The 11170-nt window shown below is 70.6% G+C and carries 10 protein-coding genes and 1 riboswitch; of the genes, 4 read left to right on the top strand and 6 right to left on the bottom strand.

All coding sequences use genetic code 11. The features are described 5' to 3' along the window. Window positions 1–57 precede the first annotated feature (57 nt). A riboswitch (cobalamin riboswitch) is annotated at window positions 58–235 on the bottom strand. 27 nt (window positions 236–262) lie between these two features. The 4 genes from ACZ6EG_RS16795 to ACZ6EG_RS16780 form a co-directional block, all read right to left on the bottom strand. After that, complete coding sequence (locus ACZ6EG_RS16795; protein WP_053136891.1) at window positions 263–769, bottom strand: GNAT family N-acetyltransferase; 507 nt, start codon at window positions 767–769, stop codon at window positions 263–265. Between the two features lie 72 nt (window positions 770–841). Continuing rightward, window positions 842–2452 (bottom strand): monocarboxylate uptake permease MctP, encoded by a 1611-nt coding sequence (gene mctP, locus ACZ6EG_RS16790; protein ID WP_391969616.1) that lies wholly within the window; start codon window positions 2450–2452, stop codon window positions 842–844. After that, window positions 2449–2706, bottom strand: coding sequence for a DUF3311 domain-containing protein (locus ACZ6EG_RS16785; protein WP_391969615.1), 258 nt, complete (start codon window positions 2704–2706; stop codon window positions 2449–2451). Before ACZ6EG_RS16785 ends, mctP begins: the two co-directional genes overlap by 4 nt. A 180-nt stretch (window positions 2707–2886) precedes the next feature. After that, window positions 2887–3651 (bottom strand): GntR family transcriptional regulator, encoded by a 765-nt coding sequence (locus ACZ6EG_RS16780; RefSeq protein ID WP_053136900.1) that lies wholly within the window; start codon window positions 3649–3651, stop codon window positions 2887–2889. A gap of 452 nt (window positions 3652–4103) precedes the next feature. On the opposite strand from ACZ6EG_RS16780, the gene ACZ6EG_RS16775 reads away from it, so the two are divergent. From ACZ6EG_RS16775 to ACZ6EG_RS16760, 4 genes are all read left to right on the top strand, one after another. After that, a complete protein-coding gene (locus tag ACZ6EG_RS16775) occupies window positions 4104–5381 on the top strand; it encodes an extracellular solute-binding protein (protein WP_469605210.1) in 1278 nt (425 codons plus the stop codon). An 85-nt stretch (window positions 5382–5466) separates the two neighbouring features. Next, window positions 5467–6453: a carbohydrate ABC transporter permease gene (locus tag ACZ6EG_RS16770; protein ID WP_391969613.1), complete on the top strand. Its 987-nt coding sequence runs from the start codon at window positions 5467–5469 to the stop codon at window positions 6451–6453. Next, the gene (locus tag ACZ6EG_RS16765; RefSeq protein ID WP_391969612.1) at window positions 6450–7280 is read left to right on the top strand and encodes a carbohydrate ABC transporter permease; all 831 of its coding nucleotides are present in this window, start codon (window positions 6450–6452) and stop codon (window positions 7278–7280) included. Before ACZ6EG_RS16770 ends, ACZ6EG_RS16765 begins: the two co-directional genes overlap by 4 nt. A 9-nt stretch (window positions 7281–7289) precedes the next feature. Beyond that, window positions 7290–8783 carry a glycoside hydrolase family 3 protein gene (locus tag ACZ6EG_RS16760; protein WP_391969611.1) on the top strand — a complete coding sequence of 498 codons (1494 nt, stop codon included), beginning with the start codon at window positions 7290–7292 and terminating at the stop codon, window positions 8781–8783. 707 nt (window positions 8784–9490) lie between these two features. Here ACZ6EG_RS16760 and nagB read toward each other — a convergent pair. Continuing rightward, the gene (nagB, locus tag ACZ6EG_RS16755) at window positions 9491–10276 is read right to left on the bottom strand and encodes a glucosamine-6-phosphate deaminase (RefSeq protein WP_469605205.1); all 786 of its coding nucleotides are present in this window, start codon (window positions 10274–10276) and stop codon (window positions 9491–9493) included. Window positions 10277–10415: 139 nt separating this feature from the next. Next, window positions 10416–11168: an SDR family oxidoreductase gene (locus ACZ6EG_RS16750; protein WP_469605202.1), complete on the bottom strand. Its 753-nt coding sequence runs from the start codon at window positions 11166–11168 to the stop codon at window positions 10416–10418. Window positions 11169–11170: the final 2 nt, after the last annotated feature.

Below are 11170 nucleotides of genomic sequence, written 5' to 3'. Positions count from 1 at the left end.
CGTCGCGTCCACCGGCCCACTCCACGAGACCCGGACGTCATGGCACCCGGGCCAAGGCGGCCGGGCGCACTGTCGGCAGGTCCTCGGACTCAAGCCCGTGCGCGGACACGTGGAGACGCGAACACGCACAAGTACACCGTTGCGGGACAGTTCCGGATTCGCACCGGATTCCCCTGCGGCGACAGCGAGCACGAGCATACATCTTGTGCCGGGTACCGCCAGCACCCCCAGATGTTGTGTCCGTGAGCGTGTCGGGAGGGTGTCAGAGCGTCAGTTCATAGGTGAGCAGGGTGAAGTCGTCCAGCTTCGGCAGGGGGTTCCAGTCGCGCTCCGGGGTGCGGGTGAAACCCAGGCGCGCGTAGAGGCGGTGGGCGCCGTGCATGGTGCGCTGGGTGGACAGCACGACCCGCGCGCAGCCCGGCACGGACCGGGCGCGGTCGACGCAGGCCCGCACCAGCGCCTCGCCGGCGCCGCGTCCGCGCGCCTCGCGGGCGACGGCGAGCATGCGTATCTCGGCCTCGCCGGGACGGGCGATGTCGGCCATCGGGCCACCGCGGGGCACGAAGGTGACGCCACCGAGCACACCGCCGTCCGATGCGGCGACCAGCACCTCGGCGGCGGCCGCCCGCCGGGCCACGGCGCGCAGCTCGTGGAGGTAGGCGTCGTCCTCCCCGAAGTCGAGGAGGCCGTCGCCCAGGTAGGCGCGCGCGGTGATCTCACCGAGGGTGTCGTACTCCTCGGCCGTGGCACGCCGGATCACGAAGTCCATGCCCCCGAGTGTGCCCGACGGGTACGACAGCGGGCCGCCGGATTTCTCCGACGGCCCGCCTGAGGGAGGGGGTCAGTGCGAGGTGCCCGCCGTGGCCGGCGGCAGTTCCGCCTCGACGCCGGGGTCGCCCGCGTCCGCCGTGTAGTCACCGGGCTTGGTCTCGTCGACGCCGTCGGGCGCCTTGAGCGCCCGCATGACGAAGGTCAGGACCACGGTGACCACCACGTTCAGCACGAAGGCGGTGAGGCCGATGTAGCCGATCTCACCGATGCCCGGGATCTCGTCGGAGGAACCGCCGAAGTGCTTCTGCGTCGGCGAGGCCACCCCGTACGCGGCGACCGTGCCGTAGACCATGCCGACCGCCCAGCCGCCGAGCAGGGCCCAGCGGTGGAACCAGCGGGTGAACAGGCCGCCCACCAGGGCCGGGAAGGTCTGCAGGATCCAGATGCCGCCGAGCAGCTGGAAGTTGATCGCGACCGTCTTGTCCATGCCGAGCACGAAGACCAGCGCGCCCACCTTCACCAGCAGGGACACCAGCTTGGAGACCTTCGTCTCCTGGGCCGGGGTGGCGTCCGGCTTGATGAAGTCCTTGTAGATGTTGCGGGTGAAGAGGTTGGCGGCCGCGATCGACATGATCGCCGCCGGGACCAGGGCGCCGATGCCGATCGCCGCGAAGGCCACACCGGCGAACCAGTCCGGGAACATGTTCTCGAAGAGCTGGGGGATCGCCAGCTGCCCGTTCTCCACCTTCACCCCGGCCGCGATCGCCATGAAGCCCAGCAGCGCGAGCAGGCCCAGCATCAGCGAGTACAGCGGCAGGATCGTGGTGTTGCGGCGGATCACCTCACGGCTGCGCGAGGACAGCGTCGCGGTGATCGAGTGCGGGTACATGAAGAGCGCGAGCGCGGAGCCCAGCGCCAGCGTGGCGTAGGTCCACTGGCCGCCGTGGTCCGGCGTCAGCGAGCCCTTGCCCGACTCGGTGAACTTGTCGCCCGCCGCCGCGAAGATGTCGTCGAAGCCGCCCAGCTTGATCGGGATGTAGATGATCGCCACCGCGATGACGATGTAGATCAGCGTGTCCTTCACGAAGGCGATCAGCGCGGGCGCGCGCAGCCCCGACGAGTAGGTGTACGCCGCCAGCACGCCGAAGGCGATCAGCAGGGGCAGGTCCTTGATGAACCAGTTGGTGTCCTCGCCGCCGCCGACGCCCATCACGTCCAGCACGGCCTGGATGCCGACGAGCTGGAGCGCGATGTACGGCATGGTGGCGAGGATGCCGGTCACGGCCACCGCCAGCGACAGCCCCTTCGAGCCGAACCGGCCGCGCACGAAGTCCGAGGTCGTCACGTAGCCGTGCTTGTGGGAGACCGACCACAGCCGGGGCAGGAAGGTGAAGATCAGCGGGTAGACCAGGATCGTGTACGGCACCGCGAAGAAGCCCGAGGCGCCGGCCGCGTAGATCGCCGCCGGCACGGCCACGAAGGTGTACGCCGTGTACAGGTCGCCGCCCAGCAGGAACCAGGTGACCCAGGTGCCGAACGAGCGGCCGCCCAGGCCCCACTCGTCGAGGCTGTGCTCGTTCTCGGCCCTGCGCCAGCGGGCGGCCAGGAAGCCCATGGCGGTGACGAGCAGGAAGAAGAAGATGAAGACGGCGAGTGCGACGCCGTTCACGCCGTCGTTCACCGGGAACCGCCTTCCCGGCGGGCGCGCTGGTCACGCTGCCACAGCTTGTAGGCGATCATCGTCAGCGCGGTGGAGAGCACCACCCACGCCATCTGGTACCAGTAGAAGAACGGGATGCCGATGAAGGCCGGGTCGGTCTTCGCGTACGAACCGACCCAGAGCATGGCGACGAACGGTGCGACAAGGCAGAGGCCGATGACGACGCGCACCGGCGTCACCACCGGCCCTCTGCTCACTTCTGGGGCTTGTGACATACGGCGGCTCCGTCCCCTCGCTGATCACCTCGTGCAGTGCGCACGAAATGTAGGTGACGGCGTCGAGACAGCGGAACCCCTCGTCCGCATATCGGTCCTGAACTGCAACTTCGCGGTCCCGGGTGCCGGAATATGTCGGACACGCGCGCCGCGGGACGGGCGGGAGCGGTCGGACGGGCCCTAGTCCTGGGGCCGCTTCAGCCGGGCCACGAACTTGTAGCGGTCGCCCCGGTACACCGAGCGCACCCACTCCACGGGCTGACCGGTGCGGTCCTGCGAGTGCCGGGAGAGCATCAGCATGGGCAGGCCGACGTCGGTGCCGAGCAGCCCGGCCTCGCGCGGGGTGGCCAGCGAGGTCTCGATGGTCTCCTCGGCCTCGGCGAGGTGGACGTCGTAGACCTCGGCGAGCGCCGTGTAGAGGGACGTGTACTTCACCAGGGAGCGGCGCAGCGCCGGGAAGCGCTTGGCGCTGAGGTGGGTGGTCTCGATGGCCATGGGCTCGCCGTTGGCCATGCGCAGCCGCTCGATGCGCAGCACCCGACCGCCGGCCGTGATGTCCAGCAGTCCGGCGAGCCGGTCGTCGGCGGTGATGTAGCCGATGTCCAGCAGCTGCGAAGTGGGTTCGAGACCCTGGGCCCGCATGTCCTCGGTGTACGAGGTGAGTTGCAGGGCCTGCGAGACCTTGGGCTTGGCGACGAAGGTGCCCTTGCCCTGGATGCGCTCCAGGCGGCCCTCGACGACCAGTTCCTGCAGGGCCTGGCGCACCGTCGTGCGCGAGGTGTCGAACTCGGCGGCCAGGGTGCGCTCGGGAGGGACCGGCGTGCCCGGCGCCTGGGTCCGGGTCATGTCCAGCAGGTGCTTCTTCAGTCGGTAGTACTTGGGCACGCGCGCGGTACGGACGGTCGCCCCACCCTCGTTCTCCGCACTGCTGACGTCGGTGCTCATGCTCTGCCTTCCCGGCTCCGGGTGCCGAAGCGACCGATATCCCTGTCGGCCACGGCCCACATCGTGGCACGGCTCCGGGCAGGATGGCCCCGCACGCTCCGTGATCCCTTCTGTATACCTCCGCGCCCCTCGTTGGTCTAGTCCACAGCGCCGTCGGACACCGCTGGTACGCGCGTTCGGGACCGTGTCGGCACGCCCTCCGGTGGGCGGTGGTACACCCCCTCCCGGTCCGCCCGATCTGCCGCTTGCGCAATGAAAGGTCCCTGCATATCTCGGTCGCATCACGGACGCATGGACCGTGCTTGCACACCCTTGACAGCCCTATTGGTCTGGGCCAAGCTCCCCGTACTGGTCTACACCATTGGTCCAGGTCCCGGCCCCATGGGCGGTCCGCGTCGACGAGCAACCGCGGGGAGGCAGGGGGGTTTTGTGGCATCCCTGAGGAGGGTGGCGTGAAGCGCAAGCTGATAGCCGCGATCGGTATCGCGGGCATGATGGTCTCGATCGCGGCGTGCGGGGGCGACGACGGCGACGACGGCAAGAAGGCCGGGGCGGACGGTTACGCCGGTGAGACGCTCACCGTGTGGGTGATGGACGGATCCTCGCCGGACGACTGGCAGGCCGACCTCGCCAAGGAGTTCGAGGCGAAGACCAAGGCCAAGGTCAAGTTCGAGATCCAGAAGTGGAACGGTATCCAGCAGAAGCTGACCACCGCCCTCTCCGAGGAGAACCCTCCCGACGTCTTCGAGATCGGCAACACCCAGACGCCGGCCTACGCCAAGACCGGCGGCCTCGCCGACCTGAGCGACCTCAAGAGCGAGATCGGCACCGACTGGTCCGAGTCCCTCAACAAGTCCGCGGTCTTCGAGGACAAGCAGTACGCCGCCCCGTGGTTCGTGGTGAACCGCGTGGTCATCTACAACAAGAAGATCTGGGCGGACGCGGGCATCAAGGACACGCCCAAGACCCGCGACGAGTTCTACGACGCCCTCAAGACGATCGGCGACAAGACCGACGCCGAGCCGATCTACCTGCCCGGCCAGAACTGGTACCACTTCGTGGGCCTGGCCATCGGCGAGGGTGCCGAGCTGGTCAAGAAGGACGGCGACAAGTACGTCTCCAACCTGGAGGACCCGAAGATCGCCGCCGCCACCGAGACCTACAAGAAGTTCCAGGCCCTCTCCAAGGCGCCCAAGGACAAGGACGAGGCCACCCCGCAGCAGGGTGAGATCTTCGCCAAGGGCAAGACCGGCGCGATCATCGGCATGGGCTGGGAGGGCGGCACGGCGATCGCCACCAACCCGGCGATCGAGAAGGACCTCGGCTACTTCACCATCCCGGGCGCCACGGCCGACAAGCCCGAGGGCGTCTTCCTCGGCGGCTCCAACCTGGCCGTCGCCGCGGGCAGCAAGAAGCAGGAACTCGCCAAGGAGTTCCTGAAGATCGCGCTGTCCGACAAGTTCGAGGGCGCGCTGTCCAAGGCCAACGGCGTCATCCCGAACAAGGACGCGCTCCAGAGCAACCTCAAGGGCAACGCCGCCGCCGAGGCCGCCGCGCCGGCCTCGGCGGGCGGTGACACCACGCCGCTGATCCCGGAGTGGGCCGCGGTCGAGAACGACCCGAACCCGATCAAGACCTACCTGACGGCCGTGCTGAAGGGGAAGTCCCCGGCCGAGGCCGCCGAGCAGGTCGAGGGCGAGTTCAACAAGCGCCTGGCGCAGCAGCAGTAACACCGGGTGAGCCGGGACGGGGGCCGCGCCACGGCCCCCGCCCCGGCGTCGAGTTGAGCAGGTCGAGAAGAGAGAGACCGCGAGCATGACCGTGCAGACCGAACGGCCGCCCTCCGGCCCGTCGGACGTCCGCAAGACGGACGGCGAGGGAACCGGCAGGCCGAAACCGAGAGCCGCGTCGCGCACCGGCGCGCTCGTACCGTACCTGTTGCTGCTGCCCGCCTGCGCGGCCACGGTGCTCCTGCTCGGCTGGCCACTGGTGAAGGACGGTCTGCTGTCCTTCCAGAACCTCAACATGGCGCAGCTGATCCAGCACGTCACCGAGTGGACCGGCTTCGACAACTACAAGGCGGTCCTCACCGGCGAGGACTTCTGGCGGGTCACCGTCCGCTCGATCATCTTCACCGCGGTCAACGTCGCCCTCACCATGGTGGTCGGCGGCCTGATCGGCCTGCTGCTCGCCCGCCTCGGCCGGGTGATGCGGCTGGTGCTGCTGCTCGGCCTGGTGCTGGCGTGGGCCATGCCGGTGGTCGCCGCGACCACCGTCTACCAGTGGCTCTTCGCCCAGCGCTTCGGCGTCGTCAACTGGGTCCTGGACAAGCTCGGCTGGCACTCCATGGCCGACTACAGCTGGACCGGCAGCCAGATGTCGACCTTCTTCGTCGTCACCGTGCTGATCGTCTGGATGTCGGTCCCCTTCGTCGCGATCAACCTCTACGCGGCGACCACCACCATCTCCGGCGAGCTGTACGAGGCCGCCGCCCTCGACGGGGCCGGCGCCTGGCGCAGCTTCACCACGGTCACCCTGCCGGTTTTGCGGCCGTTCCTCTACGCGACGACCTTCCTGGAGATCATCTGGATCTTCAAGGCCTTCGTCCAGGTCTACACCTTCAACGGCGGCGGCCCGGACCGTCTCACCGAGATCCTGCCCGTCTACGCCTACATCGAGGGCGTCGGCAACCAGCACTACGGCATGGGCGCGGCGATCGCCGTCCTGACCATCCTGATCCTGCTCGGCCTGACCGCCTACTACCTCAGGATCGTGCTCAAGCAAGAGGAGGACGAGCTGTGAAGCGCTCGCTCTTCGGCCGCCTGTGGCCCAACGTCACGGCCGTCGTCCTGTTCATCGGCCTCGTCTTCCCCGTCTACTGGATGTTCGCCACGGCCTTCAAGCCGGCGGGCGACATCATCTCGGAGGACCCGGTCTGGTTCCCGACCGACGTCACCTTCGACCACTTCAAGACCGCGGTCGAGGCCGACCACTTCTGGACCTACGTCGGCAACTCGTTCATCGTCACCGTCTGCGCGGTCGTCTTCTCCCTGGTCATCGCGCTGGCCGGCGCGTTCGCCCTGGCGCGGATGCGGTTCAGGGGGCGGCGCGGCTTCATCGTCGGCTTCATGCTCGCCCAGATGGCGCCCTGGGAAGTCATGGTCATCGCCATCTACATGATCGTGCGCGACGCCTCGATGCTGAACAGCCTCGTGCCGCTCACCCTCTTCTACATGATGATGATCCTGCCCTTCACCATCCTGACGCTGCGCGGCTTCGTCGCCGCCGTGCCGAGGGAACTGGAGGAGTCCGCGCTGGTCGACGGCTGCACCCGGGCCCAGGCGTTCCGCCGGGTCATCCTGCCGCTGCTCGCCCCGGGGCTGATGTCCACCTCGATGTTCGGCTTCATCACCGCGTGGAACGAACTGCCCCTCGTGCTGGTCGTCAACAAGGAGGCCGAGGCGCAGACCCTGCCGCTGTGGCTCACCAGCTTCCAGACCGTCTTCGGCGACAACTGGGGTGCGACGATGGCCGCCTCGTCGCTCTTCGCCATCCCGATCCTGATCCTCTTCGTCTTCCTGCAGCGCAAGGCCGTCAGCGGCCTGACCGCCGGCGCCGTGAAGGGATAACGCCACCCGATGACGACAATCGCCAGCGGCACCGACACGCTCACGCGCGACGCGCTGACCGTCCTCCAGCCCGGCTTCACCGGGACCACCGCCCCCGACTGGCTGCTGCGCAGCCTCGGCGAGGGGCTGGCCTCCGTCGGCCTGTTCGGGCGCAACATCGCCTCGGCCGGGCAACTGGCCGCCCTGACCGCCCAACTGCGCGCCGAACGCGACGACGTGCTGGTCGCCATCGACGAGGAGGGCGGCGACGTCACCCGCCTGGAGGTCCGCACCGGCTCCTCCTTCCCCGGCAACCTCGCCCTCGGCGCGGTGGACGACGTCGAGCTGACCCGGGAGGTGGCCGCGGAACTGGGCCGCCGGCTCGCGGCCTGCGGGGTGAACCTCAACTGGGCGCCGTCCGCCGACGTCAACTCCAACCCGGACAACCCGGTCATCGGCGTGCGCTCCTTCGGTGCCGGCACCGGCCTGGTCTCCCGGCACACCGCCGCCTACGTCACCGGCCTCCAGTCGGTGGGCGTGGCCGCCTGCACCAAGCACTTCCCCGGTCACGGCGACACCGCCGTCGACTCCCACCACGCGATGCCGCGCATCGACGTGGGCGCCGAGGTGCTGGCCGAGCGCGACCTCGCCCCCTTCCGCGCGGCCATCGCCGCCGGCAGCCGCGCGGTGATGAGCGCCCACATCCTGGTCCCGGCCCTGGACCCGGACCGGCCGGCCACGCTGTCCCGCCGCATCCTGACCGACCTGCTCCGCGGCGAACTGGGCCACGAGGGCCTGATCGTCACCGACGGCATGGAGATGCGGGCCATCTCGGGCACCTACGGCATCGAACGCGGCAGCGTCCTGGCCATCGGGGCGGGCGCCGACGCGATCTGCGTGGGCGGTGGCCTGGCCGACGAGGAGACCGTGCTGCGGCTGCGCGACGCCCTGGTCGAGGCCGTCCGCTCGGGCCAGTTGCCCGAGGACCGGCTGGCCGACGCGGCGGAACGGGTCCGCGCCCTGGCCCGCTGGACCTCCGCGCACCGCACCGACGCCGCCCGGACCGCGAGCGGCACCGACGGCGACGTGGGCCTGAGGGCCGCCCGCCGGGCCCTGCGGATCACCGGCTCCGACGGCTTCACCGCCCTCACCGACGCGCCCTACGTCGCCGCGCTGACCCCCGTGGCGAACATCGCGGTCGGCGACGAGACCCCCTGGGGCGTCGCCGCCGAGCTGTTCCGTCTGCTCCCCGGCACGGAGACCGGCAGCTTCACCGGGCCGGACGCCGGGAAGGACGTGCTGGGCGCGGCGGGTCCGCGCCGCATCGTGGCCGTCGTCCGCGACGAACACCGGCACCCCTGGATGGCGGCCGCCCTCGACACGTTGCTGGCGGAGCGCCCCGACACGATCGTCGTCGAGATGGGCGTGCCCCGCGCGGCACCACGCGGCGCCCTCCACCTGGCCACCCACGGCGCAGCCCGCGTCTGCGGCCGCGCAGCCGCGGAGGCCCTCACGGGGGCGTGACACACACCCTGCCCGACATGCCGAAGACGCCTACCCCCTCCTGCGAGGGGGTAGGCGTCTTCGCCGTACGGCGGGCCCGGGTGCACGAGGGACGGGGGGAGGGGTGTGAGGCCGGCACGCGCGTGGGGTGTCCGGCGCTCAAGGGTCTGCGGCTGGCACAGGCGTGCGGTGCGGCGGGCCGGGGGCGCGGGGCACGGGCGTGAGGGGGGACGGGCGTGCGGTGCGGCGGCGCTCGGGGGCGCGGCGCACGGGCGTGAGGGGGGCGCACGCGTGGGGTGCGGGCGGCCCGGGGGGCTGGGGCACGGGCGGGAGGCGGGCACAGGCGTGCGGTGCGGGCGCCCGAGATCCGAGGCGGGCATACGCGTGCGGTGCCGCCGCCGGGTCCGAGGCGGGCGCAGGCGTGCGGTGCGGCCGCCCGGGGACCTGTCGCGGGCAGGTGGCGGTGCGGCGGCGACAGTGGGCGGGCCCCACCGATGCTCACGCGTGGGCGGGACCGGCGGCCCGCCCACGCGTCCCCCGGGCGGGCCGCGACCTGCACGGTCGCCCCCCCCCGGGCGGGCGACCGGGAGTCGCTCCCGGCGTCTCCGTGCGGGTGTCACGGTCCGTGGGGTGCCTGGTCAGGCGCGGCTCCCGCGCAGGTGGGACACGGCGAAGGGCGCCGCCCCGGTGACCGGGGACCAGCGCCCTCCCTGCACGTGCCCGCGGACTCAGATGCCCTGCCAGGCGGGCTTGTGCGCGAAGGTGTGCCGGAAGTAGTCGGCCAGCTTCAGCTTGGAGGCGGCGGCCTCGTCGACGACGACGGTGGCATGCGGGTGGAGCTGGAGCGCGGAGGCCGGGCACACCGCCGCCACCGGACCCTCGACACTCGCGGCGACCGCGTCCGCCTTGCCCTCGCCGGTGGCGAGCAGCACCACGTGCCGGGCCTCCAGGATGGTGCCGATGCCCTGTGTGATCACGTGGTGCGGGACCTGTTCGATGTCACCGTCGAAGAAGCGCGCGTTGTCGACGCGGGTCTGCTCGGTGAGCGTCTTGATCCGGGTCCGCGAGGCCAGCGAGGAGCACGGCTCGTTGAAGCCGATGTGCCCGTCGGTCCCGATTCCCAGCAGCTGGAGGTCGACCCCGCCGGCTCCGCCCAGCGCCTCGTCGTACGCCTCGCACGCCCCCTGCACGTCGTCCGCCGTGCCGTCCGGACCCATGAACGCGTCCATGCCGATCCCCAGCGGTTCGAGCACCTCGCGCCGCAGCACCGAGCGGTACGACTCGGGGTGATCCGCGGGCAGCCCCACGTACTCGTCGAGCTGGGCGATCCTGGCCCGCGCGGTGTCCACGGCGCCCGAGCGCACCTTGGCCGCCAGCGCCTCGTAGACGGGCAGCGGCGTCGATCCGGTGGCCACCCCGAGCAGGGCGTCGGGCTTGCGTCGGAGCAGCTGCGCCATGGCTTCGGCTATCAGTTCGCCGCCTGCCCTGGCGTCGGGAACGATGACAACTTCCACGCTTGCCTGCCGTTTCGAAGAGAGGACTCACCCGGGGTCCGGGACTGGCTGTGTGGGGCCCTATGTGGTTTAGACCAATCTAACAGAGCGGGACCCCGCGAGCGCGTCGAACCGGCCGGTGAAACAGCGGCCCCGGACCTTACGTCAGCGAACCGCCCGTCGCGTCCACCCAGCTCCCCGTGACCCACCGTCCTTCATGCGAGGCGAGGAACGCCACCACGTCGGCCACCTCGGCCGGCGTGCCGACCCCGCCCAGCGCGGAGAGTGCCGCCGCCCGCTCCCAGCCGTCCGCGCTCCCGTGCAGCAGGTCGGCCGTGTTGTCGGTGTCGATGATGCCGGGCGCCACCGAGTTCACCGTGATGCCGCGGGCGCCCAGCACCTTGGAGAGGTCGCGCGAGAAGACGTCCAGCGCTCCCTTCGTCATCGCGTACGCCATGTTGGCCGGCATCACGGCGGTGCGGGCCAGCCCCGAGGAGATGTTGATGACCCGGCCGCCGTCGCGAATCCGCCCCATGCCGTGCTTGAGGAGGAAGAACGGCGCCCTCACGTTGACCGCGAAGACCGCGTCGTACTCGGCTTCCCCTATCTCCCCTATGGGTCGCGTGTTCCCGATGCCGGCGTTGTTCACCAGGACGTCCAGCCCGTCCGCGTGCCGGTCGAACTCCTCCCACAGGGCCTCGGCCGCCCCGGGGGCGCTCAAGTCGGCACGGATCGCGAACGCCGAGCCGCCCGCCGCCTCGATCTCCGCGACCGTCCCCTTCGCCGCCGCCTCGTCCCTCCCGTAGTGCACCGCGACCCGGGCGCCGTCCCGCCCCAGCCGCTCGGCGATGCCGCGTCCGATACCCCTGCTCGCCCCCGTGACAAGAGCCGTCCTGCCGGTAAGCACGCCCATGA

This window comes from Streptomyces sp. NPDC041968 (assembly GCF_055589025.1).
This window is presented reverse-complemented; position numbering and strand designations above follow the sequence as displayed.

Coding starts and splice junctions, on each gene's coding strand:
- ACZ6EG_RS16795 (WP_053136891.1), bottom strand. CDS start 769: ATGGACTTCGTGATCCGGCGTGCCACGGCCGAGGAGTACGACACCCTC.
- ACZ6EG_RS16785 (WP_391969615.1), bottom strand. CDS start 2,706: ATGTCACAAGCCCCAGAAGTGAGCAGAGGGCCGGTGGTGACGCCGGTG.
- ACZ6EG_RS16780 (WP_053136900.1), bottom strand. CDS start 3,651: ATGAGCACCGACGTCAGCAGTGCGGAGAACGAGGGTGGGGCGACCGTC.
- ACZ6EG_RS16770 (WP_391969613.1), top strand. CDS start 5,467: ATGACCGTGCAGACCGAACGGCCGCCCTCCGGCCCGTCGGACGTCCGC.
- ACZ6EG_RS16760 (WP_391969611.1), top strand. CDS start 7,290: ATGACGACAATCGCCAGCGGCACCGACACGCTCACGCGCGACGCGCTG.
- ACZ6EG_RS16750 (WP_469605202.1), bottom strand. CDS start 11,168: ATGGGCGTGCTTACCGGCAGGACGGCTCTTGTCACGGGGGCGAGCAGG.